The organism is Pseudomonas sp. BN607, assembly GCF_029871175.1.
Lineage (GTDB): Bacteria > Pseudomonadota > Gammaproteobacteria > Pseudomonadales > Pseudomonadaceae > Aquipseudomonas.
Genome location: NZ_SSOE01000031.1, coordinates 107,633 through 131,683, shown reverse-complemented (window position 1 = coordinate 131,683; position 24,051 = coordinate 107,633). Strand labels below are relative to the sequence as shown.

Below are 24,051 nucleotides of genomic sequence, written 5' to 3'. Positions count from 1 at the left end.
ATGTTGTCTGACCAAGATCTTCAGGCGCGACGATCAATAAATGAAGCAAATATTCATTATTCCCACTATCCGATTTTATTATGACCTTCCCATAATTGGCTTTCACTCAGGCAAAAAAAAGCCCCGAGTCCTGGGACCCGGGGCGCAATGCGCGAGATGAAACTTAATTGATCGCTTCTTGCCCTGGCAGAACGCCTTCGGCGCTATCGCCATCATCTGCCGTTACAGGGTTTTGGGGCATAGCGATGACGAAGATCGCAGAGATAACGTAAAACCCTGCACACACCATCAATCCAGCGGCAAGGCTGTAGAAACTAGCAATGCCACTGAGGAGTACCGGGGCGAATGCCGCCAGTCCCCTGCCCGCATTGAAACAGAATCCCGCACCCAGTGTTCGCACGCGTATCGGATACATTTCGCTGAAGTAAGAGCCAAACAACCCAGCGAACACCATGAAGAAGGCATAGCCCGCACCAATCCAGATGAGCCATTGCGCCTCCGGCGTGTAGACGTACACAACAGCCATCAGCGATGTGAGCAACAGCGATATGACAATGGTCAGCCGCTTGCCGATGCGATCCGCAATGAAGCCGAAGATGTTCAGCCCGACAAAATTACCCAAATGAAGGACCGCCATGAAGCTGGTCATGGCTGCCAAGCCCAGCCCCCTGTCTTGCATGAGGTAAGTGGGCAGCCATGTACTTACGCCCCACGACCCCAATAAAGCGAAGCTCGCTGCACATGAGCCAAACAGCGTATAACGAAGCAGTGCCGGTGCAAAAATTTCGCGCACTGAAATACGGGAAGTGGCTTCAGCAACCGAATGCCGTTGTGCTTGCCAGGCGGGCGATTCGGGTATAAGGAAGTACACATACAGAATGGGCAAGAGCACCGAAATCCCAGACAACAAGAACATAGAACGCCATTCGGGTAACATGAACTTCGCAGCCAATGCGGCCACGATTGCCCCTATCGGAAATGCGCTGATCACGAATGAAATCGCGCGCGCCCGTTGCTTAGGCGGCCAGGTCTCGACGATATAAGCTGAGAGAATGGTCCAGACGCCACCGAGTCCTAACCCGGATACAAATCTCAGTGCCATGAGTAGGTAGAGTTCGTGAGCCTGTGCAAAGAAGCACGTCAGCACGCCAAAAATTGCCAACGATGCGAGCAACGCATTCCGGCGCCCAAAATTGTCGGAGTACCAGCCAGTCGCAACCCCGCTGACGCCAATGCCCAACAGCGTCGCGCTGGCCATAGCGCCTGCCTCATTGAGGCTGAAACCTAAATCCTGACGGATGACCGGGAGCGCCACGGTCAGCAGAATGATTTCCATTGCATCGAACAGATAGGCAATGAAACCGCCGATCAATACATGCCACTTGGATATACCAGTCATGATTTCACCTGATTGTAATTTTAGTGCAGTGATATTCATGGAATGACTGTCGCTTTGCTTTGCGCGATCCTTGCAACAAACGACACTCAGAATCGGTAAACGGCTTGCAACCAAATACGGTCACCCGAGGCCCGATTCTCCACATGCGTTTCATGTTGCCATTTCATGACGAAACCGAACTCCGGCGCCTGGTACTTCAGAGCGGGACCGATTGCGGCCACTTGGCCCCGATTGCCATCTAGGTAGGTATGTCCGTCTTTCTCGTCATCGCTGACCTGTTTGTAGAGGTAGCCGTTCAACCCAAGCTGCCATTCGCGGGTAATGTTGTAGCCAATGTTGTAATCGGCATTGAACTCATGGCCGGAGCGATAATCGGTATCTTTGTTCTCGCCGTTGATCATATAAATCAGCTTTGCGCTGACTTCGAGATTTTCCAGCGGATATGCCGTAAATGAATACCATGGCCCATAGGCCCAAGTGTTCCTACCCGGGTTGAACAAGCGGTCTTTGTCGTAGGCTCCCACCGGCACAAATACGTCCAGCCCGAACAACTGATGGTAACGGGGGGAGCTCCAGCCCAGCACGAATGGCACGACGGTTAGGTCGCCGATGCCTTCCTGATGGTCACTGCGCCTCACGCGACCTGCCGGGGTATCGACATTGAAACTGATATCGCCTTTGACCAGTGGCAAGGCGACGCGACTGGCAAATTTGCCGCCGAGAAATGAAACGTCCTGATAGACATAATCGACGCGAATCGAAAGTGCCTGGATATTTAGATCGAAGTCATGAATACCTGCTTTTCTATCGCCGTCCCCATCGAGTGTTTGACCTGCACGATAATCCGAAAGATAGAAGAACTCGGTAAATCCGGGAGGTGGCATCTTGCCGGCGCCCACCGTGTTAACACCGAGAGGATATGAAGTACCACCACCTTCAGTGGCGTAAGTCATTGAGGTGAAAGGTAGCATGACGCATAGGCACGCTGCACGGCTGGCCGTGAGGTTTGGTTTGCTCATCTCATAGTCCACTTTTATTGTTGTATTGCGGAGGAGATCTTCAAGTTCCAGGCCGAGTTTTCCTCTGCCGTGGCCAAACGATCGGGTGCTTCGTCGCACGCCGATCATTCAGCAAGTTGCAATTTTCAGTAAGTCAGGACTCAGGCAGTTCGTTCTGGAGGTTTCAGCGGATAGTAGTTACCAACTCGCCCAACCCTTCGATACACACTTTCAACACATCGCCGCGCTCGAGGAAGGTATGGCTTTCCATGCCCACCCCGGCGGGCGTGCCGGTGAGCAGTACGTCACCTGGGAACAGGTCGATGGTCTGGCTGAGATAAGAGATCTGCTCAGCGACGCCATACATGTGATTCCGCGTGTTGGAGTCCTGCACCCAAGCGCCGTTGCGTGCCAGCTTGATATCCAGGTTCTCAGGGTCTTTCACGAACTGTGCCGGTGTCAGGTATGGCCCCAATGGGCATGACCCGGTGAAGCACTTGTGCCCGATCCAGTCGAAACGAAACGGCGAGCTAGCATCGACCTGTTCGCGGCGAAGGCGATCGCGCGCCGAAAGGTCATTGGCGCAGGTGTACCCGGCTACATACTCAAGGGCCTCTTCAACGGAAACTCGCGACGCACGTTTGCCGATCACGACTGCCAGTTCAGCCTCCCAATCCAGCATCCGCACACCTGCCGGGAACTCGACCGACTGCTTGTGTGCAACCAGACAACCACGGCCAGGCTTGATGAAGTGCCAAGGCGCGATGCCTTCGCTGCGTGGGTCCAGCGATAACTTCATGTTGAACGCACGCGCCATGGCTTCCACATGGTCGCGGTAGTTAGCGCCCGCAGCATAAATGGTGCCCGGCCGAGCCAGAAACGGCGCAAACTCCACCGCCTCAAGGTCCAGGCGGTAGCCCTCATGGAGCGCTGGAGCGCCGAAGACTCTATCTGCCAGTGCTTGCAGCTGAGTATTGGTTGCAGCCCAGTCGTCGAGCAGCGCATCCAGCGAAACCAACGGCACCTTTACACCGGCATTGGCAGCAAGGTGCCCCAGATCATAAGCGTACTCACCCACCAACAGGCCGGTTGCTTGGGCTTGGAAATCGTTGTAATAAGCAAAAAGCTGATACTTCATGGGACCACCATCACAAAAGCGAATAGCGTTGATCGGAGAAACTGACGTGGACGGTCAAACCACCTTCCATCAGCAGCCATTTGCGGATTTCCACGTCATACAGTCCGTTGGCAATGAACGGATCTGCTTGGACGATGCGCAGGGCTTCGGCTTCATCAGCCGCGCGCAGGATGCTCATGCCTCCCAGTTCGCCTGGCGACGCGTGCGCCGAAACGAAAGGGCCAGATGCGAACAGCTCGCCACGTTTCTCGGCGACAATCGCCCACATCAAGTGAGCTTCCAGCAACTCCGCCAGCCTACTCAGATCGCGGGGCTTACGAAGCACCACGAACAATGGTTTTTTCAGCATGCCAGCCAGAAGTTCCTGAGCCGATGAGTTACTCATCGCGTGCCGCCTCGAAGTTCTTGATGAATGCTTCAGGCGGAGGGTTGGTCGCCCATACCGCAATCACATCCTGAGGATCGCCGTCGAAAGCTTCCCATTCACTGTCGTCTTCCGGGATGACGTCGATGTCCCAGAAGTACTCGACCATGCTGCTCCAAGGGTCGCGAATGTAGTGGAAGTAATTGGAGCCGGCCACATGACGTCCCAAGCCGAAAGCACTCTCGTAGCCAAGACTCATCAGGTGTTTGGCCCCGAGCTGGATCTCGTCGAGATCGGTCACTTCGAAACTTAGGTGGTGCAGGCCACTATGGCTGCTCTTGGCCAGACCCAGGACGTGATGGTCGCCACCACAGCCACAGCGCAGGAATGCGATCTTGTCCCCTGCACGGTCAGAGACTTTCATCCCCAGCACGCGGGTGTAAAACTCAATGGAACGATTAACGTCGGCGGTGAACTTGATCAGGTGACCGAGGCGCAGCGGGGTTACCCGACGCAGTTTTGAGGTCGGAGTACAGCCGCGCTCACCAATACGGCGATAGCGGCCCGGGGTATTCAGCTCCGGGGTTTCCAGCGGTTGTGCAGGCATCGAATCGGCTTCGTTGACATGTACCCAGTCACCGGATGGATCACGGAACCAGATCCCGTCCTGACCAATGTCAAAAGGCGCCGGGTGAATTACTACCCCATGAAAACTCAAGTTCTCGCGAATTGCCTGCAGGCCCTCAGCGTCGGTGCCAAATGAGATGTAGCTTAAATGCTTCTGGATGCCGGGCATCAGCCGCACCTGGTCTTGGGCGCGTCCTTTGCAGCGCATCACGACGTGTTGCCCAGAGATACGCGCTTCGAGGCCGACTGCCTCGTAGAACGAACGACCCACTTCCAGGTCCGGAATGGTCATACCTACGTGTTGAAGAGAGCGAATCATCGGTGAGGCTCCTCTTAGCGAATGGGAGAGAACGGTGCGGCGCTGAGCAGCTCGACCTGTTGCGCTTCTACCATGTGTGCGTTCTTGCCGAGGAAAGCGCGCCATTTAGGGTCGTTGGACAATGCCGCGCGCCGCTGGGCGCGGTCCTCAAAGCTGGCGTAGCCCCACAGCTGGATGACCCGGTTAATGTCTCCGGTCTCGGGCTTGAAGTACCCGATCAGGTTGCCCAAAGCTTCGCCTTGGATCGGCAGACCTTCCTCTTGATACGCGCGCAGGAACTCGTGCATCGCGCCAGGCTTTAGTTGGTAGGTACGTTGTTCAATCAGCATGATGTTTTCTCTTTTTTGGAATTGGCCATGGAATCGGCCTCGATCAGCTTGATCACTGCCGAAATATCTTCTTCACCGATGCCCTCCTCGATCGCACGCACAAAATAAGGCTTCGCGGCGTTGAACAAGGGCGCAGCACAATCGAGCCCATCAGAAAGCTCGCTGGCCATATCAATGTACTTTTCGAGGGTTACGAACGGCCCGGGTGCAGGCACGAAATGACGCTCGGCCATCATGGGCGCGCGCGCGTTGAACATCGTCGAGCCGCCCGCGCTTTGGCGTATCACATCAACCACTTGCTGGGGATCGAAACCTGCCTTCACGCCAAGGTTCAGCGCCTCTGCAGCAGCCAGGGTATGGATAGCTACCAGATAATTGGCGATCAGCTTCATCGCCACTGCGCTACCGAATTCACCGATGTGGAACTGGATGTCGGCGATGGCATTGAGCACAGGCTTACAGTGCGCAACCAAGTCCGGATCACCCCCCAGGAACAATGAGGCCTTGCGCTGCAACACCATGGAAGGGGTACCACTGACTTCGGCCTCGAGCACACGCGCGCCGCGTTGCTCGATACGCTGGGCGATACGTTGCTTGAACGTTTTGCAGTAGGTGCCAATTTCAATCAGGGTGTGCTGCGGCCCGATGGAATCAAGCAGACCTTCAGGGCCTTCCATGATGCCAACATGGGCGACCTCACTTGGCAGGCAGGTAAGGATGATATCTGCCCGCTGGGCCACGGCCGCCGGACTGTCGAGGGCAACTCCCCCTTGGCTGATGAAAGCCTCGCGGTCTCGGCGCCGGTATCCGACGACACGAAACCCGGCAGCAAGCAGGTTGGTTGCGATAGGAAGGCCAAGCTGACCGATTCCCACCATACCGATGGTTATTTCAGGCATTTGAAGCCTCTCTTCTATTGTTTTTGTTCTGTCCGGAGCGTGTCGCTCGGCTTAGCGCTAACCTAGGCGCAGCCATGTTCCGGAGCAAACAGCCCTGCTTATGAATAAATAGAATCGAGACTTATAGGAGGGGCATGCAGCCGCCCGAAGAACATGCTGGGAGCCCGAAGGGCCGTGTCTTCGCGGCCACTTGAACGGGTTAGGCCATCAGAATGTCTACCAGCATCTGTGCAGGTTTACTCAGCTCGACGCCAACCCGAGTCACGACCTCGTAGGGCTCGCTCCGCGACTTGAGTTGCAGCGGCAGACGGACCAGCATGCCGTGGTCCAGGGCCATCCTGGCGACATCCCATGGCATCACCGCGAGCAGATCCCGATCTTGCATGAGCATGGACAACGTCGTGAAAGTCGACGAGGTTTCGATGGGGTATTGCGGGAAGCTCAAGCCGGCCTCGCGAAACTCACGCTCAAGGGTCAGGCGCATGGGCATGTTTACCGGGAACACCACCCAGCGCGATTGCGCCAATTGCTCAAGGGTCAACGCTGAGCAGGCCGCCAGCGGATGCGCCGGGTTTGCCACCAGCACCAACTGTTCCTGATGTTTAACCCGGCTCTCATAGGCTTTAGGTCTTGGACTGACGCTCGTCCGGCAAATCACCACATCCAAGCGCCCTTGGTCGAGCAGGTTGAGCAAGCGGTCACTGGTGTCCTCCACCACCGATACAGACAGGTCCGGCTGGTTCTCGCGCAAGCGCGCCAAACCCTCGACCATGATCGGCACAGCGCCCATGATGGTGCCCACAGACAGACGTCCGCCGTGGCCTTGGAGAATGCCCAGCATCTCCTCACGCAGATGCGCGAGATCGTTACCGATCAAGCGTGCATAGCGCACTACGCAACGGCCCAGGTCATTGGCTTCAAGGCCTTTGCTGGTCCGTTCGAACAGCACCGCGCCCAGCGTCGACTCGATCTCGTTGAGCGCCTTAGTCGCCCCGGGCTGGGTAATCGACATGGCCTCGGCGGCCTTGTGGATCGAGCCCAGCTCATCGAGGTTGATGAGCAGGCGCAGTTGGCGCAGGCGCAGGCGCGAGGCCATGGAACTCAAGGGTGGGAGCATAGGGGATCACTAAAAGTTATCACGGGGCAAACAGCTCTCATTAGGCAGCATCGGCCGGGAAAATTAAAGTGGTTGCCATCGATCCCACAAGAACAACACGGAGCCAGCATGCGCCTGATCCAATTTGAAACCGCAACCGCCCAGCGCCACGTCGGCGTGGTCGAAGGCGACCTGATCCAGCTCGTCCGCCACACCACCCACATGCGTGAACTGGCCCTTGCCGCCATCCGCAACCAGCGCAGCCTCAGCGCCGAAGTGCTGGAGCGCGGACTGGACAGCAGTACTGAAAGTTATTCCCTGGCCCTGGCCGAGTGCCGCGTGCTGCCGCCGCTGGACCACGAAGACCCGGCCCACTGCCTGGTAACTGGCACCGGCCTGACCCACCTGGGCAGCGCCTCGACCCGCGACAAGATGCACCAGCAAAAAGCCGCCGACACCGCCGCCCTGACCGACACCGCCAGGATGTTCCAGTGGGGCATCGACGGCGGCCGCCCGGCCGCAGGCCAGGTGGGCGCCCAGCCGGAGTGGTTCTACAAGGGCGACGGTTCTGCCGTGGTCCGTCCGGGACAGGCGTTCCAGAGCCCCGCGTTCGCCGAAGACGCCGGCGAGGAGCCGGAACTGGCTGGCCTCTACGTGATCGGCGATGATGGCCAGCCCTACCGGCTTGGCTTCGCCATCGGCAACGAATTTTCCGACCATGTGATGGAGCGCCGCAGCTACCTCTACCTGGCCCACTCCAAGCTGCGCAATTGCGCCTACGGCCCCGAACTTCGGGTGGGCGACCTGCCCCGCCACCTCGAAGGCACCAGCCGGATTCGCCGTGGTGACACCGTATTGTGGGAAAAACCGTTCCTCAGTGGCGAAGACAACATGTGCCACTCCCTGGAGAATCTGGAGTACCACCACTTCAAGTACCCGCAATTCCTGCGCCCTGGCGATGTGCATATCCACTTCTTCGGCACCGCGACCCTGTCGTTCGCCGATCAGGTCAAGACCATCCCGGGCGACGTCTTCGAGATCAGCCTGGCCGAGTTCGGCGCGCCGCTGCGCAATACCGTCGGCCAGGCTGCCGCGCCCCTGGAACCGGGAGCCGTGAAGCCCCTTTGACCTGAACCGCATCAGGCGCAGGGAGGCGCCGCCCCGGCATTTCATAACAAACATAAGAGTGAGATGAGCATGAAGAACAGCCCTTACCCGGCGGCCCCCTCGCCCGCCCTCGCGACCGCCGACAGCACCCGTCCGACCAACGTGCGCTGGCGCATCTTCCTGATCCTGCTGTTGCTCGCGGCGATCAACTACATCGACCGCGCTTCGCTGTCGGTGGCCCTGCCGCTGATTTCCGCCGAGTTCGAACTGACCCCGGCCCTGGAAGGCCTGATCCTCAGCGCCTTCTTCTGGTCGTACGCGCTGATGCAGATCCCCAGCGGCATGCTCCTGGACCGCTTCCAGGTGCGCAACATCGTCGGCGTCGCCACCGTCGGCTGGGGCGCGTTCCAGGCTCTGGGCGGCTTCGCCCACAACTGGATCACCCTGCTGGTCACCCGCATCGGCCTGGGCGTTGCCGAATCGCCGATCATGCCCGCCGGCGCCAAGCTCAACGGCGCCTGGCTGACCCCCAACGAGCGCGGCCGTGGTGCCACCCTGGTAGACGGCGGCGCACCGCTGGGCACGGCCTTCGGCGCGATCATCATCGCCGGCCTCATCACCTGGTTCGACTCCTGGCGCATCGCCTTCATCATTGCCGGTGTCGGCACCGTGGTCGTCGGCATCTGGGCCTGGTGGTACATCCGCAACCACCCGAGCGAGCACCCGCTGGTCAACAAGGCCGAGCTGGACTACATCACCGGCGCCAACGACGCCGCGGCCAACAGCAACGGCAACCGCAAGGCCGTGCTCAAGGAGCTGCTGAAAAGCCGTTCGGTGCTGTGCATGTTCGCCGGCTACGCCTGCTACAACAGCGTGTTCTACGGCCTGCTGACCTGGATGCCGAGCTACCTGCACCAGGCCCATAACCTCGACATCAAGGCCATGGGCGGCGCCACCTTCCTGATCTTCATGTGCGGCTTCGTCGGCGAACTGATCGGCGGCTGGATCGCCGATAAATGGCGCACCAACGGTGGCCAGCCAAACACCGTGATGCGCAGCATGTTCGCAGGCTCCGCCGCCGTGGCCGCGCTGTGCATCCTGCTGGTGGCCTACACCCCGGATGCGGCCCGCGTCATCGCCCTGCTCTGCGTCGCGCTGTTCTTCATCCGCTGGTGCGGCATGTACTGGTGCCTGCCGGCCATCCTCGGCGGTAAATCCAAGGCCGGCGTACTGGGTGGCAGCATGAACTTCTGCGGCAACATGGTCGGCGTCATCGTACCGATCCTGATCGGCCTGATCGTGCAGTTCACCGGTTCCTACTTCCTGGCCCTGATCTTCTTCGTGGTCATGGCCTTCGGCCTGATGCTGTTCTCCGGCCTGATCGACTATCGCGAGCGTGGGCTGGCCTAAGCCACTCGCCCCATTGAGGTGACTGTCATGCAACTCATTACAACAACAGGCAGTGCAAGCGCTGCCAACGCCGTGATCCGACTCAACCCGCTGGACGATGTGCTGATTGCCCGCCAGCCGCTGACCGAAGGGCTGGAACTGCCGGAAGGCATCCGCGTGCGCGAGCCGATCCCGGCCGGGCACAAGGTCGCCGCCCGCGCTATCGCGGCGGGCCAGCCGCTGCGTCGCTACGGGCAGATCATCGGCTTCGCCAGCCGCGACATCGAAGCCGGCCAGCATGTCCACGTGCACAACGTGGCCATGGGCGACTTCAGCCGCGACTACGCTTTCGGCGTCGACGCCAAGGGCGTGAAAGCGCCAGTCGAAGACCGCTTCATGGGCATCGTGCGCGCCGATGGCCGGGTTGCCACGCGCAACTACATCGGCATCCTCACCTCGGTGAACTGCTCGGCCACCGTGGCCCGGGCCATCGCCGACCATTTCCGCCGTGATATCCACCCCGAGGCACTGGCCGCCTACCCCAACGTCGACGGCGTGGTCGCCCTCACACACGGCGTCGGCTGCGCGGTCGATCCCGGTGGCGAAGCCCTGGCCATGCTGCAACGCACCCTCGGCGGCTACGCGGTGCACGCCAACTTCCATTCGGTGCTGATGATCGGCCTCGGCTGCGAGACCAACCAGATCCCCGACCTGCTCGCGGCCCAGGGCCTGGAAAGCTGCAACACCCTGCGCACCTTCACCATCCAGGGCACCGGCGGCACCTCCAAGACCATCGCCAGCGGCATCGCCCAGATCAAGACCCTGCTGCCCGAAGCCAACGACGTGCAACGCGAGCCGGTCAGCGTTCGCCATCTCACCGTCGGCCTGCAATGCGGCGGCTCGGATGGCTATTCCGGCATCACCGCCAACCCGGCACTGGGCAATGCCGTGGACCGGCTGGTGGCCGCAGGCGGCACCGCCATCCTCTCGGAAACCCCGGAAATCTATGGCGCCGAACACCTGCTGACCCGCCGCGCGGTAAGCCAGCAGGTGGGCGAAAAACTCATCGCCCGCATCCAGTGGTGGGAAGCCTACTGCGCGCGCATGGGCGCCGAACTGAACAACAACCCCTCGGCCGGCAACAAGGCAGGCGGCCTGACCACCATCCTCGAGAAATCCCTCGGCGCCGTGGCCAAGGCTGGCTCCAGCGACCTGGTGGACGTGTACGAATACGCTCAACCCGTGCGCGCCCACGGCCTGGTGTTCATGGACACCCCCGGCTACGACCCGATCTCGGCCACCGGCCAGGTCGCTGGCGGGGCCAACCTGATCGCCTTCACCACCGGGCGTGGCTCAGCCTACGGTTGCGCGCCGTCGCCCTCGATCAAGCTCGCCACCAACACCCGCCTGTGGCAAACCCAGGAAGAAGACATGGACGTGAACTGCGGCGGCATCGCCGACGGCAGCATGACCATCGAAGAACGCGGCGAGCACATCTATCGCCTGATGCTCGCCATCGCCTCGGGCGAGCGCAGCAAGAGCGAGCAGCACGGCTACGGCCAGAACGAATTCGTGCCGTGGCAGATCGGCGCCATCACCTGATTCCCGACCCACTCGATTACGGAGCCCTCCATGACCCGCATCCTCGGTCACAACTACATCGGCGGCCAACGTTCCGCGCACGGCGAGATCCGCCTTGAAAGCCTCGACGCCGCGACCGGCGAAGCGCTGCCCGGGGTGTTCAGCCAGGCCACCGAAGCGGAGGTCGATGCTGCTGCAAAAGCCGCTGCGAGCGCCTTCCCGCTGTACCGCAATGTGCCGGCCAGCCGGCGTGCCGAGTTTCTCGACGCCATCGCCGACGAACTCGACGACCTGGGTGACGACTTCGTCGCCACCGTCTGCCGTGAAACCGCCCTGCCTGCCGGGCGTATCCAGGGTGAGCGCAGTCGCACGAGCGGCCAGATGCGCCTGTTCGCCAAGGTGCTGCGCCGGGGCGACTTTTATGGCGCACGGATCGACCGCGCCCTGCCGGATCGCCAGCCGCTGCCGCGCCCGGACCTGCGCCAGTACCGCATTGGCGTGGGCCCGGTGGCGGTGTTTGGCGCCAGCAACTTCCCGCTGGCCTTCTCCACGGCCGGCGGCGACACCGCCTCGGCGCTGGCTGCTGGCTGCCCGGTGGTGGTCAAGGCCCACAGTGGCCACATGGCCACGGCCGAATGGGTGGCCGATGCCATCATCCGCGCCGCCGAGCGCACCGGCATGCCGGCCGGCGTGTTCAACATGATCTATGGCGGCGGCGTGGGTGAATGGCTGGTCAAGCACCCGGCGATCCAGGCGGTGGGCTTCACCGGCTCGCTCAAGGGCGGCAACGCCCTCAGCCGGCTCGCCGCCGAGCGTGCGCAACCGATCCCGGTGTTCGCCGAGATGTCGAGCATCAACCCGGTGATCCTCCTGCCCGAGGCCCTGCGGGCCCGTGGCGACAACATCGCCCGTGACCTCAGCGCGTCAGTGGTGATGGGCTGCGGCCAGTTCTGCACCAACCCAGGTCTGATCCTCGGCCTGCGCTCGCCAGCCTTCAGCGCCTTCGTCGAGCAATTCAAAGCGCACATGGCCGACCAGCAGGCGCAAACCATGCTCAATCGCGGCACGCTGGCCAGCTACCGCAAGGGGCTGGAGCACCTGCGCACCTATCCGGGCGTTCGTCATCTGGCCGGCAGCGCCCAGGGCGACCATCAGGCGCAACCGCAACTGTTCCAGGCCGACATCAGCCTGCTGCTGGGCGGTGACGAGTTGTTGCAGGAGGAGGTGTTCGGCCCGGCCACTGTGCTGATCGAAGTGGCGGATGCGCAACAGCTGGCGGCTGCCATCCAGGCGCTGCGTGGGCAACTGACCGCCACCCTGATCGGTGAAGCGCACGAGCTGCCGAACTGGGGCTGGCTGGGTGAGCTGTTACAGGAAAAGGTCGGTCGGGTGCTGCTCAACGGTTATCCAACCGGTGTCGAGGTGTGCGACGCCATGGTGCATGGCGGGCCCTACCCGGCGACCTCGGATGCTCGAGGAACCTCCGTCGGTACCCTGGCGATCGACCGTTTCCTGCGTCCGGTATGCTTCCAGAACTACCCGGATGCGCTATTGCCCCCGGCGCTGCAAAACGCCAATCCGCTGGGTATCAGCCGTTTGGTCGACGGTGAGATGCAGCATGCAACCTTGGCGGATTGATCTGGTACCACTCGCAACCATCGGGGCACTCGCTGAGCGGGCGCCCCATTCTCTGTGACTAAGGCTGCTCCAACTGATCTCGCAGATACTCGATAAACCGCTGGGTTTTGGCAGGAAGCAATCGGGTTTCTGTCAATGCGTACACGGGTACCGGTGTCGCTTGCCACTGCGGCAGCACCCGTTGCAAAGCACCTGCATTGACATCTGGCGCAGCGATACCGGCAGGCAGGAGTGCGATGCCAAGGTCTAGCGAGGCAAGTCGACGCAACATCCCCACACTGTTCAGCTCAAAGCGGCCACCCACTTGAACCTGTTCGACAGCACCCTGGCTGGTCAGGGTCCACTTGTCCGCGCTTGCTCCTGACATCCGCAGGCATTCGTGATGCACAAGCTCCGCTGGATCACGGGGCTCGCCGGAAACCCGTAGATAGTGAGGTGAGGCGTACAGGCCGCGTTGCAGGGTAGCCAGTTTCCGCGCAATCAAGTTGGAATTGGCCGGCTCGCCCATCCGAATGACGACATCCACGGGGTCACTGACCAAATCGACCTGCCGTGGTGTGAGATCGAAGTCAAAGGTGATGCCTGGATACAGTCTTGCGAAATCCGCAATCAACGGCGCCAGGTAGATGTTGGCGAAGTCCACTGGCAACGAGGCGCGCAACAGGCCGCTGGGCCTGGCGAGCAACTCACCCAGCTGCTCATGCGCCAGCCTCGCTTCGTCGACAATGCGCTTGCACCGATCAAAGTAAAGCTGGCCGGCCTCTGTCAGCTCAATCTTGCGCGTGGTGCGATGAAGCAGGCGCAACCCTATCTGCTTCTCCAGGCTGGTGATACGCCTTGAAAGCGTCGAGCTTGGCATGTTCATGGACTCCGCTGCGCCCCGAAAGCTGCGCATCTTCACGACCTCGACGAACAGGGCCATGTCGTTCAGGTATTCCAAGCATTGCTCCAAAAATGGATTAGTCATTTCAGTTTTGCCGGATTTATCCCGACAACGGATTGAATGATGATAACCCCATCACCGCAAAGGAGCACTGTAATGAACTCTCTTTTTTCCGAAGTCCAAGTAGGCCGTTACACGCTGTCCAACCGCATGGTCATGGCCCCCATGACACGTTCACGTGCAAACGATGCTGGCGTTCCTTCCGATCTCGTCACCACCTACTATGAGCAACGCGCCAGTGCTGGTCTGATCATCTCGGAAGGTGTTTTCCCGGTGGCGCTTGGCAAGGGTTATGTACGGACCCCGGGTATTGAAACCGATGAGCAGGTAGCAGCGTGGAAAAAGGTCGCTGAATCCGTTCACGCCCGTGGCGGCCGTATCTTCATGCAACTGATGCACTGCGGCCGTGTTTCTCACCCGTCATTGATCGACGGCGCCCAGCCACAGGCACCATCAGCCATCAAGGCCGCGGGCCAAACCTATACCGCTACCGGCCTGCAGGACTTCGTCATCCCGCATGCACTGAGCATCGTCGAAATCGCTGGCGTCGTTGAAGGTTACCGCCAGGCTGCTCGTCGGGCTATCGAGGCTGGCTTCGACGGTGTGGAGTTGCATGCAGCATCGGGTTATTTGCCGGAACAGTTCCTCTCCAGCGGCAGCAACCAGCGCGACGACGAATACGGTGGCTCAGTTGAAAACCGCGTTCGCTTCGTTCTCGAAGTGCTTGCCGCGATAGTCGAGGAAGTGGGCGGCGATCGCGTGGGTATCAAGATATCTCCGGAAATGAACTTCAACGATATCGTCGACGCCAATCCGCAAGAGACTTACACCTACCTGGTAAAGCACCTGCGGCCGTTCAACCTCGCCTACCTGCACGTCGCCCTGTTTGGGGCCGAGTTCGACTACCACAGTGCACTGCGTCCGCTGTTCAATGGCAGCTACCTGATCGGCAGTGGCCTGAACAAAGAAAGCGCCGAGGCGCTTATTTCCGGCGGCAAAGCGGATGCAGCTGTATTTGGTGGCGCGTTCCTCGCCAACCCGGACTTGCCAGAGCGTCTGCGCGTCGGTGCCGAGCTCAACGCCCCGGATAAAAACACCTTCTATGCGCCTGGCGCAGAGGGCTACATCGATTACCCATCCCTGACCCAGGGGGCCTGAGGAGCGCCGCCATGCTACCCACCGCACGCCTGCAGCGTATGAATCATGGAAGCCAGTTCCGAGCGTTCAGCCTTCGTGGCGATCAGTTTGCGAAACCAATTGATCCGTTTCTGGGCGTGGATCATGCCTGGATCAGCGGACCGACCTTCCCACCGCATCCGCATGCGGGTTTCTCCGCAGTGTCATACCTGTTTCTGGATTCAGAAACGGGGATCGATAACCGGGACTCACTGGGCAATCGCAATGTGATTCATCCCGGTGGCCTGCACTGGACGGCGGCGGGTAGCGGCGTGGTACATGAAGAAGTACCAGCGGAGCCCGGCAAGACTGTGCACATGCTGCAAATCTTCATCAATCTGCCCGAGGACAAACAGGCGCAGGCTCCTCATGCCTTCAGCCTGGAAGCACGCGATGTACCCGTTGTACGCCTGCCGGGGGTGAAGATTCGTGTGCCCCTCGGGGCCTTCGGCGAGATCGCCTCCCCCCTCTCGTTGCCCACCGATGTCCGGTTGCTGGACATCCTGCTGGAAGCGGGCGGTGAGGTAGAAATTCCAATCCCGGTCGGGCATGTAGCGTTCGTCGTGCCGATTGATGGGGAGGTGAGCGTGGATGGCCAGCCGTTCAGTCTGCTTGATCCAAAGGCCCCCGTGAATCTGCCCCAAGGGCCAAAGCGGGTTGTCATGCTGCAAGCAAAAAACGGCGCCGCAAAGGCAGTGGTTTTTTCAGGGACACCGCTGAATCAGCCCGTTCACTGGCAAGGCCCAATGGCGCTGGCGTCACCAGCTGCACTGGGCGAAGCCGTGCAGCGCTATCAACGCGGGCTGTTCGGCAGCCTGCAAACCCGATAAGCCAACAACGATCCCCAACTAAGCGAGAAGATCATCATGACTTACGAAAATTTCAATGCTGACAACGCTGCCCTGCTGCTGATCGATCATCAGGTTGGCACCATGGGGTGGGCCAAATCCATGCCCTTCGATGAGCTCAAACGCAATGCGCTGATGCTCGCCAAGGCGGCGCGCATTCTCAAGCTGCCAGTCGTGCTCACCTCCAGCATGGAGGAGCATGCGCAAGGGCCGTTGCTGAGTGAACTGCAAGAAATCCTCCCGGTCGAGTTCGCGGAGCGCATCAAGCGCTTGGGCATCGTCAACGCAATGGACGACGAACATTTTGCCGCAGCCGTCAAAGCAACTGGTCGCAAGAAGCTCATCATTGCCGGCGTAACCAATGATGTCTGCACCGTCTACCCGGCACTGTCGCTGGTCCGTGACGGCTTTGAGGTACAGGTTGTCGCCGACGCAGGCGCGTCGCCAACCGCGATGGCCGATGACATAGCGCTCCGTCGGATGGACAAGGCAGGTGTAACGCTGACCACCACCAACCAGTTGATTGCCGAACTGGCTGGCAGCTGGGCAACGCCTGAAGGCGGAGAGTTGGTACAGGTGCTCATGGAGTCGTTCGGCGGCTAAGTGCCCCCAGTCACAGTGAGCCCGCGAGACATTCATCGTCTTGAAGCCAGCCAAGCACTCAAGAATAACTTGCTCGATCCCGTGCCGCGCGTTTGGCCAGGACTCTGGCAAGAGGCTGTAATGGTTGGCCCGGCTGCTCGAAAAAAACCAGCCCGATGAGCCGATGGGTAGCGTGTTCGCGAGATATGAAGCATCTCGTATGCCCTTCATCCAAGGCTTAGTAGCGCAGCCGCGAGTGCGAAGGTCAGTAAGACTTCGACCAGTCAAGAGCTACCTGGACACGAGCCCGTGCAGCCTTCGCGCAACATCAATCGCAAGTCGACTATGCCCAACAACACACGGAAGTGTTGCGCGCTGAGCGCACTGTCATCGACATGCACTTTCCAGCCTGGCAAAGCGGAAAGTGCATGGATGCTGCTGCGCAATCGCAATTAGCGAGGGGACAGGTGGATGCCGGCGATCATGCAGCGAACAGAACCACCCGCCATTTCAATCGTGGGCACGTCAAGCGGTACCAGTCGGGCCGAACGTTCGATGCGTTGACGCTGAATATCGGTCAGGCTGTTGAACGCTCGGCGGGAAAGCGCAAGGATACGACCGTCTCGACCAGACAGCTCGATCGCATTACCGGCAAATTCCGCGATCTGCTGATTGGTCAGGTCGATAACATCGCGACCTGACTCCATCAAACGCATACGCACCTGCTCAGCTCTCACTTTGTTGGTGAAAGTACCAAACCCTACCAGCGCAAACTCCGTCGCCACGCACATAAGAACATTCGTATGGTAGATCGGTGCCCCCTGCTCGTCAGCGGTGTCGAACACCATGGGCTCGAAGTTGAAGTGTGTGCTGAACCGTTCGAGGGCTATCGGGTCGGCGCGATTGGAGCGTGCTGTGTAGGCCACCCTGGACATGTGGTCGAACACCATGGCGCCGGTGCCCTCAAGGAACAGTTCATCCTGTTCGAGGCCCGAGTAGTCGATTACATCCTGGACCCGATACTCCTGCTTGAGCATCTCGATAACATCGGTGCGTCGCTCACGCCGTCGGTTGGGCGAATACATGGAGTAGATTGCGATGTGCCCACCAGGGTGCGTGGAAAACCAATTGTTCGGGAACACCGAGTCCGGCGTGTTTCTCTCGCCCAAATCATCGAAAAGATGCACCCGAACTCCCTCGGCTTCCAGCCGACTGGCCGCCTGGGTGACCTCTCCATGGGCAATTTCGGCAAGGGTATGTGCAGCGAGCTCAGCACTCGAACGCTGGAATGAGTTGTCAGCAGCGGTTTCAGGATTGGGGGTAAACGCATGGGGCCTGATCATCACCACAGCCGCAGGTGCCTGGATTGAACGCGTTGGGAATGCCATCAAGAAATACCAAAGGTAATGAGCTGATCGTGGGGGTTATGCAACGCGTCGGATGCGTTTTTTTGCGGCGCGGCCACGGGTGTGGCTGAACAGATCCTTCGGGTCGTCCTCCACCCACGGGACCAGGTCAATTTTTGTACCAGCCCCACGCTGCTGGGCCTGCTGGAGCACGTAGCGCAGTACCGAATAATCCTCGAGGGCGAAGCCGACAGAATCGAATACAGTGACCTGGTCATCGCTCTGACGCCCCTCTTCCTCGCCTGTCAGTACCCGCCACAGGTCAACAACAGGTGAATCAGCCTCAAGCTGCTGGATGTCACCTTCAATACGGGTCTGAGGCTCGTACTCGACAAAAACCCTGGCCTGGCGCAGGACATCAGCGTGCAACTCTGTTTTGCCTGGGCAGTCACCACCCACCGCGTTCAGATGCATGCCGGGTTCGAGCATATCGGGCGTGATGATGGTCGCGTAGGCCTTATCGGCGGTAACGGTCGTAACGATGTCTGCACCATGTACAGCTTCTGCCACGCTGCGGGCACGCGTGATCTTGAGTTCTGGGTATTCCTGCAGATTCCTGATCAGCTTGGCTGTCGCCTGAGGGTCGGTGTCGAAGGCAGCAATTTCTTGGATCCCCAGATGTTTGTGGAATGCCAGTGCCTGAAATTCGCTCTGCGCCCCATTTCCGATCAGGGCCATTCTCTTGCAGTTCGGTCGCGCAAGCGCTTTGGCGGCCATCAGGGAGGTCGCAGCAGTGCGCAGGGCCGTTGCAATGGTCAGTTCGGAAAGCAACACTGGATAGCCGGTATCGACATCGGCCAGCACCCCGAACGCCATCACGGTATGCAGATCTTTGAATGTGTTGGATGGATGGCCGTTTACATACTTGAACGCATACCGACTGGCATCGGCCACTGGCATCAATTCGATCACCCCTACTGCAGAGTGGCTGGCCACGCGTGCCGATTTGTCGAACTCCGGCCAGCGTTTGAAATCGTCGTGAATAACTTTCGAAAGCTCACCTAGAAATTCAACTACGCCAATATCCTGCACCAGGTCAGACATGGTGGGTACATCGATGAAATGCGTCATTGTTATACACCTAATGAGTGCACTCTCTGCTCGGCATTGAGCGGGGAGCGCCAAGTATGAATGTGGCCGACGAAGAAATTCTGATGCACCTTCGATACAAAATGAAGCTTACAGGTTGCCAAATTCCGCAGGAATCTAGACACTTTGCTCACCAGAAATAGCAATGTGGGCAGTGTGCATCATCATGGACAACATCGATCAAGAACTCATCGCACTATTACGAAGCAATGCGCGCACCCCGGTCATGACATTGGCCAAGAAACTAAAGGTCGCTCGGGCCACTGTTCAGAACCGGCTGAACAAGCTTGAAGAGAGTGGCGTCATTCTCGGGTATACCGTGCGCTTGCAAACCGATGCCATGGTGCGCGGCGTCAGGGCGATCACCAGCATCGGCATCAGCGGCCACCACGCCGCCGAGGTCAAGCATGCACTACGCGGGCACCCCAATGTGGTTGCCATCCACACCACCAACGGCAGGTGGGACCTGATGGCGGAGCTGCATGCCGAAACGCTGGAGGCCTTCGATAAGGCGCTCAACACCATCCGTTCCATCAAGCACATCGACAACACTGAAACCAGCATCTTGCTGTCTTCCTTCAAGATGTAATGGCTCTTCGATACGCCGCTCAGGCGACCTGGCACACTGCAGACTCGCCTATACAAATTGCTCAAAGTCAGACGGGGCGCTGGCAGTTTGTAGTGTTCCGGTTGACAACTGTGGCTGGCAAAATGGGCACTTCCAATTTTCCAGAGCCCGGTAGCCGTGACACGTAGCGAACGCGCAGGCCTATCAGGAACTTCATTTATCTGACAGTTTAGTCAGGAACTATCGGCCTCCCACAATGCGGCGGCTATCGATGCCCCCATGCACCCTCTCCTGCAACGAGACTGGTAGCGGTTTTCTTAAAAAAAGAATAAGAGGTTATTCATGCATCAAACGTGCAACTCGCAAGCGACATCCCACGATGAAGAACGAACACTTAAACGACGCCTGGAGAATCGTCACATTCAACTGATTGCCATTAGCGGCGCCATTGGTACTGGCCTGTTCATGGGTTCAGGGAAGATGATTGCGCTGTCGGGCTCGTCGATTATCCTGGTCTACGCAATCATCGGCTTCTTCGTTTTCTGCATCATGCGGGCGATGGGAGAAATGTTGCTCGCCGACCTTGAAATGGGCTCATTCGCTGAGCTCGTCCACCATTATCTGGGACCCAGGGCCGGCTTCATCCTCGCCTGGTCTTACTGGCTAAGTTGGGTGGTCGTGGCCGTCGGTGATGTTGTAGTGGTCGCTGGGTTTCTGCAGTACTGGTACCCGAACCTACCCACGTGGATTCCTGCTTTCGGTACCATGTTCCTGCTCTTGGCGCTCAACATGCTGGCCGTGAAAGCGTTCGGTGAGGTGGAATTCTGGTTCGGCCTGATCAAGATCATCGCCATCGTCGCGCTCGTCGTCACCGGTCTTGTGATGGTGGCCACGTCTTACACCTCCGCGGGCGGAGTCACCGCGTCCTTCAGCAATCTGGTAGCGCCCGGCGTGATGATGCCGCATGGCATCCTCGGGTTTCTCGCCGGGTTCCAGATTGCAATCTTTTCGTTTGTCGGCACCGAGCTGATTGGCACTGCGGCGGCGGAAGCCCACAACCCAGAAAAAACACTGCCCAAAGCCATCAACACCATTCCAGTGCGGATTCTGCTGTTCTACGTCACCGCCCTCGCTTGCATTATCAGCGTGATCTCCTGGGCAAACGTGCCGGCAAATCGTAGCCCCTTCGTTGAGCTTTTCCTGCTTGGCGGCCTGCCTGCTGCTGCAGGCATGATCAACTTCGTGGTCATGACGTCTGCCGCATCCTCTGCCAACAGTGGCATCTATTCCGGGTCGCGGATGCTCTTCGGCTTGTCTCATAACAAGCAGGCACCCCAAGCCTTCGGGCGTTTGTCAGGCTCTGGCACACCCACACGCGCACTGATGTTCTCAGGGGTTTGCATGGTCATCGCACTGACTCTACTGTTCGTGATCCCCGATGTGATGGCAATTTTCACGTTGGTCTCGACGATCTCAGCCGTCATGGTCATCGTGACCTGGTCGTTGATCCTGCTGTCGTATTTCGCTTATCGACGAAATAACCACCCAGCCCACTCACGCTCGACCTTCAAGCTCCCCGGCGGCCGGTTCACGGCGGGTATGTCTCTGGTGTTCCTGGTGTTTGTCCTGTGCGTGCTGGCGCTTGAAACGGACACCCGCACCGCCCTGTATGTGATGCCAATCTGGTACATCGGCTTGCTGATTGCCTATCACCGTAAGGTGCAACGCAGCTCACGCCACGTCGTGGCAGCAGTACCCTGAACCCGTCATCGAAAGGAGGCGCGCATGAGCTCATCGACATCAGGTATCAAGCTGGATCATTCAACCAAGGCAAGGATCAAGCAGGCAGCAGCCACCCTTGACCGGACACCGCATTGGTTCATGAAGATGGCGGTACTTTATTGGCTGCAGCGCGTCGAGCAAGGCTCACCCGCTACCGAGATGCTGATTGATGGGGACATAGAAGCCGATGAACGACTTAACAGCGTCCTCAATCGACTGAAACTCTTGAGCAGCGACTAGAGATAATCGACTGTGAGCAAGTAAATCGCCGCTGGTTTGCCAGGCACCTTCAAGGCTCATGATGAGGCTTGAAGGTGTCTGGCAAACCAGCGGCGATTCACAGCGATCAGACTTCCGAGCAGGACATATTTCTCGCCTTCCCATCAGAACCTATCGCCATCGCCATCAGCAGCGACAAGGCTGCGGGGTTGCAGTGATTTGCGGGCTCAATCCCCCGCTGCCACATCCACCACCTTCCAGCTGTCATCCGGGTCGAAGCGCTTCATCGCCTTGGCCAGCCTGTCGCCGTGCGGCCCGAGGTCTTTTTCGAACACCTGGCCGTCATGGCTGATCATGAAGCTCATCACCCCGGTGTCGTCGTAGCTGGCCGGCCAGGCGACCATGGCGAAGCCACGGCTCATTTGGTTGCCGATCAGGTAGCTGTAGGCGCCACCGGGGGCGGACGGGCCTTGTGCGTCCAAGATGCGGAAGTGGTAGCCATACCAGTCATCACCCACCACATCCTGGCCAAACAGCGGCCCCAGCGGGCTGACCTGGCCATCGCCGTCGTCATCCCAATACAGCCCGTCATGCTTGCCGGGCTCGCTGAAAATTTTCTGCGCGTACTCCAGCGCACCGTTGCCGTTGCGGTCCTGGCTGGCATAGTCCATCTGCGCGTCGTGGTAAGCCAACAACGCCTGCATGGCAGCCAGTTCGTTGCGGCCGATGCGCCGGGCGCGGATTTCGGTGCTGCCGGCCTTGAGGTCGAAGCGCCAGCCCTGGCTGCTTCTGGTCAACGGTATGGGCAAAGTCCAGTGATCACTGCCCACCGCCAGGATGCCCTTGCCCTCGCCCGCCATGTCGATACTGTGCTGCGCGCGATACTGCTCCAGAAAGGTGTCCACGTCGCTGCGCTGCACACCACCACGCGGTATGTAGGTGCGCCAGTCATCACCCAGCAACTGGGCCAGGCGGGCTTCATCGGCCTTTTCCGTACCCAGCGCCGCAATGAAAGACTCCACGGCCTTCTCCGGCGTCGGGAATGCCTCCTGGGCAGCCGCCAGGGAGGCCCATGCCAAGCCGGTCGCAAGCAGCATTGCTGCAAATACTTGACGTTTCATCGACGACCTCCTCCGCCACGACGCACTGGCGCACTGGGTCGGGAGATCTGGTGGCCGGCAGCACGGGATGCACTGGGCCGCTGGGCAAACGACTGGCTGGTGTGACCGCGGTTGGCCTGCATACTGGTGCGCGCCGGCGAGCGCACGCCGTCAAAGGCATTGTTCCGCGCCCGGCCGGCGCTGTTGGCCGGCCGGTTCTGTGCCACCTGCCGGCCTTGGGCATTGCGTGTTTCCTGGCGACGGTCGGTTGCTCTGGCATTGTCGCCACCGGATTGCATGCGGTTGCCCGCCGAATTGCCCACCTTCGCTTCGCGCATTTGCTGGCGTGCCTGGCGGTTGTCGGTGGCCGGGCGTTCGATACCCGCGCGGTCCATCGAGGCCCGGGCCTTGTCCCGAGCTTGCGCCCGCTGCGCGTCGTCGCCCCGGAAGGCAGTGCGTTGGGTGGCGCCGTCCAGTTGGCGGCCATACAGCTGGCGGCTGCGGGCATCGCGGTAAGGCACGCCTTCACGGTTGGCGGCATTGTGCTGCCATTTGTTCTGGTTGTTGGTGATGCGGTTGTTGGCGTTGATATTGTTGTAACGGTTGACGTCGATATCGATGTCATTGTTGCCCCAGTCGCAGTCGCCCCACAACGAGGCGACGATCGCGACGCCGGTACCGAAGGCCAGGCCGGCCACCAGCGCGGAACCAGGGTAGTACATCGGCGGCGGCGGGTAGTACACAGGCGGTGAAGCCGGGTAGGCCCAGGTACCATAGGTGGTGGTCGGGTTGTAGCTGGGCACGTACACCACTTGCGGGTCGGCCGGCTGAATGATGATGGTGGATGGGGGGCTGCTGGCAGCCTGTGGCGCCGGTGCGGCTTGCACGGTCACGTTCTGGTACTGGTTGCTTTGCAGGTTGCCGGCCGCCTGTGCCTGGTGACGCAAGCGCTGCACCGCGCCCATGACATCGTCGGGCTGCGCGAGGAACGCATCACCCAGGCGCTGCACCCACACCGGGTCCTGGCCCAGGGTCGCCAGCAGCTGGGGGAAGGCTACCAGCGCTTGCACGCTCGGGTCCCACGGCTGCTTCGCCACCTGTTTCACCGCATCATCGCCCGACGCCTTGGGGTTGGCCTTGGACCAGGTCACAGCTTCGCTCACCTGCCCCGGGTAAGTGGCCGCCATCAATACCTGGGCCAGCAGCGGATCGGGGTACAACGCAACCGGCGCCAGCATCTGGTCCAGTTGCTCTTGCGTGAACACCGGGGTCTTGGCCGCGACCGTCTCGGTCTGCGGAGCGGGGTCGGGGGCTGGTACGTCTTGCGCCAGCACCAGGCCGGGCGCCGCGTTCAGGCACATCAGTGCCGACAGCAAAGCAAACAATGGCATGCGCATCGCTTATCCCCAGGAGGTCAGATCGCGTGGGTTAAGGGTAGCAATGGCGATGCTTTT

23 protein-coding genes are annotated in these 24,051 nt (G+C 59.8%); 10 read left to right on the top strand and 13 right to left on the bottom strand.

Annotated elements, in window-relative coordinates; genetic code table 11:
* Positions 1-163: 163 nt before the first annotated feature.
* The 8 genes from E8E68_RS09185 to E8E68_RS09150 all read right to left on the bottom strand — a co-directional run bounded on the left by E8E68_RS09185 (position 164) and on the right by E8E68_RS09150 (position 7,190).
* A complete protein-coding gene (locus E8E68_RS09185; protein WP_280340827.1) occupies positions 164-1,399 on the bottom strand; it encodes an MFS transporter in 1,236 nt (411 codons plus the stop codon).
* 86 nt (positions 1,400-1,485) lie between these two features.
* Positions 1,486-2,370, bottom strand: coding sequence for a transporter (locus tag E8E68_RS09180; protein ID WP_323054377.1), 885 nt, complete (start codon positions 2,368-2,370; stop codon positions 1,486-1,488).
* Positions 2,371-2,581: 211 nt separating this feature from the next.
* The gene (locus E8E68_RS09175; RefSeq protein WP_280340802.1) at positions 2,582-3,535 is read right to left on the bottom strand and encodes a fumarylacetoacetate hydrolase family protein; all 954 of its coding nucleotides are present in this window, start codon (positions 3,533-3,535) and stop codon (positions 2,582-2,584) included.
* A gap of 10 nt (positions 3,536-3,545) precedes the next feature.
* The gene (locus tag E8E68_RS09170; protein ID WP_026034390.1) at positions 3,546-3,920 is read right to left on the bottom strand and encodes a YciI family protein; all 375 of its coding nucleotides are present in this window, start codon (positions 3,918-3,920) and stop codon (positions 3,546-3,548) included.
* The gene (locus tag E8E68_RS09165; protein WP_266029780.1) at positions 3,913-4,845 is read right to left on the bottom strand and encodes a VOC family protein; all 933 of its coding nucleotides are present in this window, start codon (positions 4,843-4,845) and stop codon (positions 3,913-3,915) included. The genes E8E68_RS09170 and E8E68_RS09165 overlap by 8 nt, the downstream gene beginning before the upstream one ends.
* Positions 4,846-4,859: 14 nt before the next feature.
* Entirely contained in the window at positions 4,860-5,174 is a 315-nt protein-coding gene (locus tag E8E68_RS09160; protein WP_060545516.1) for an NIPSNAP family protein, read from the bottom strand.
* Positions 5,168-6,073, bottom strand: a complete 906-nt coding sequence (locus E8E68_RS09155) for an NAD(P)-dependent oxidoreductase (protein WP_266029777.1) — start codon at positions 6,071-6,073, stop codon at positions 5,168-5,170. Before E8E68_RS09155 ends, E8E68_RS09160 begins: the two co-directional genes overlap by 7 nt.
* A gap of 199 nt (positions 6,074-6,272) precedes the next feature.
* Entirely contained in the window at positions 6,273-7,190 is a 918-nt protein-coding gene (locus E8E68_RS09150; RefSeq protein ID WP_266029776.1) for a LysR family transcriptional regulator, read from the bottom strand.
* 108 nt (positions 7,191-7,298) lie between these two features.
* Here E8E68_RS09150 and araD1 point away from each other — a divergent pair, with 108 nt between their 5' ends.
* The 4 genes from araD1 (at position 7,299) to E8E68_RS09130 (ending at position 12,884) form a co-directional block, all read left to right on the top strand.
* Entirely contained in the window at positions 7,299-8,297 is a 999-nt protein-coding gene (gene araD1 / locus E8E68_RS09145) for an AraD1 family protein (RefSeq protein WP_280340794.1), read from the top strand.
* A gap of 69 nt (positions 8,298-8,366) precedes the next feature.
* Positions 8,367-9,686, top strand: coding sequence for an MFS transporter (locus tag E8E68_RS09140; RefSeq protein ID WP_266029772.1), 1,320 nt, complete (start codon positions 8,367-8,369; stop codon positions 9,684-9,686).
* 27 nt (positions 9,687-9,713) lie between these two features.
* A complete protein-coding gene (locus E8E68_RS09135; protein ID WP_280340792.1) occupies positions 9,714-11,267 on the top strand; it encodes an altronate dehydratase family protein in 1,554 nt (517 codons plus the stop codon).
* Positions 11,268-11,297: 30 nt separating this feature from the next.
* The gene (locus tag E8E68_RS09130; protein WP_266029768.1) at positions 11,298-12,884 is read left to right on the top strand and encodes an aldehyde dehydrogenase (NADP(+)); all 1,587 of its coding nucleotides are present in this window, start codon (positions 11,298-11,300) and stop codon (positions 12,882-12,884) included.
* 58 nt (positions 12,885-12,942) lie between these two features.
* Here E8E68_RS09130 and E8E68_RS09125 read toward each other — a convergent pair whose 3' ends face one another.
* Complete coding sequence (locus E8E68_RS09125) at positions 12,943-13,824, bottom strand: LysR family transcriptional regulator (RefSeq protein ID WP_266029766.1); 882 nt, start codon at positions 13,822-13,824, stop codon at positions 12,943-12,945.
* 99 nt (positions 13,825-13,923) lie between these two features.
* Between E8E68_RS09125 and E8E68_RS09120 the strand changes: the two genes are divergently transcribed.
* Genes E8E68_RS09120 through E8E68_RS09110 form a run of 3 tightly spaced genes read left to right on the top strand, consistent with a single transcriptional unit; the run spans position 13,924 to position 16,454 of the window.
* Positions 13,924-14,985 (top strand): alkene reductase, encoded by a 1,062-nt coding sequence (locus E8E68_RS09120; RefSeq protein ID WP_266029764.1) that lies wholly within the window; start codon positions 13,924-13,926, stop codon positions 14,983-14,985.
* An 11-nt stretch (positions 14,986-14,996) separates the two neighbouring features.
* Positions 14,997-15,833 carry a pirin family protein gene (locus tag E8E68_RS09115; RefSeq protein WP_266029762.1) on the top strand — a complete coding sequence of 279 codons (837 nt, stop codon included), beginning with the start codon at positions 14,997-14,999 and terminating at the stop codon, positions 15,831-15,833.
* A 36-nt stretch (positions 15,834-15,869) separates the two neighbouring features.
* Positions 15,870-16,454 carry an isochorismatase family protein gene (locus E8E68_RS09110; RefSeq protein ID WP_266029760.1) on the top strand — a complete coding sequence of 195 codons (585 nt, stop codon included), beginning with the start codon at positions 15,870-15,872 and terminating at the stop codon, positions 16,452-16,454.
* A gap of 431 nt (positions 16,455-16,885) precedes the next feature.
* On the opposite strand, the gene E8E68_RS09105 is transcribed toward E8E68_RS09110, so the two are convergent.
* On the bottom strand, positions 16,886-17,821 hold the full coding sequence (locus E8E68_RS09105) for an arginine deiminase-related protein (protein ID WP_266029758.1): 936 nt from the start codon (positions 17,819-17,821) through the stop codon (positions 16,886-16,888).
* Between the two features lie 36 nt (positions 17,822-17,857).
* Positions 17,858-18,910, bottom strand: coding sequence for an ornithine cyclodeaminase (locus E8E68_RS09100; protein ID WP_266029756.1), 1,053 nt, complete (start codon positions 18,908-18,910; stop codon positions 17,858-17,860).
* Between the two features lie 184 nt (positions 18,911-19,094).
* Here E8E68_RS09100 and E8E68_RS09095 point away from each other — a divergent pair, with 184 nt between their 5' ends.
* The 3 genes from E8E68_RS09095 (at position 19,095) to E8E68_RS09085 (ending at position 21,518) form a co-directional block, all read left to right on the top strand.
* Positions 19,095-19,517 (top strand): Lrp/AsnC family transcriptional regulator, encoded by a 423-nt coding sequence (locus E8E68_RS09095; RefSeq protein ID WP_266029755.1) that lies wholly within the window; start codon positions 19,095-19,097, stop codon positions 19,515-19,517.
* A 321-nt stretch (positions 19,518-19,838) separates the two neighbouring features.
* Positions 19,839-21,257 carry an amino acid permease gene (locus E8E68_RS09090; protein WP_266029754.1) on the top strand — a complete coding sequence of 473 codons (1,419 nt, stop codon included), beginning with the start codon at positions 19,839-19,841 and terminating at the stop codon, positions 21,255-21,257.
* Between the two features lie 24 nt (positions 21,258-21,281).
* Entirely contained in the window at positions 21,282-21,518 is a 237-nt protein-coding gene (locus E8E68_RS09085) for a transcriptional regulator (protein WP_266029753.1), read from the top strand.
* 206 nt (positions 21,519-21,724) lie between these two features.
* Here the strand turns inward: E8E68_RS09085 and E8E68_RS09080 are convergent, their stop codons facing one another.
* The gene (locus tag E8E68_RS09080; protein WP_266029752.1) at positions 21,725-22,618 is read right to left on the bottom strand and encodes a DUF2950 domain-containing protein; all 894 of its coding nucleotides are present in this window, start codon (positions 22,616-22,618) and stop codon (positions 21,725-21,727) included.
* On the bottom strand, positions 22,615-23,994 hold the full coding sequence (locus tag E8E68_RS09075; RefSeq protein ID WP_280340785.1) for a DUF3300 domain-containing protein: 1,380 nt from the start codon (positions 23,992-23,994) through the stop codon (positions 22,615-22,617). Before E8E68_RS09075 ends, E8E68_RS09080 begins: the two co-directional genes overlap by 4 nt.
* Positions 23,995-24,051 lie beyond the last annotated feature (57 nt).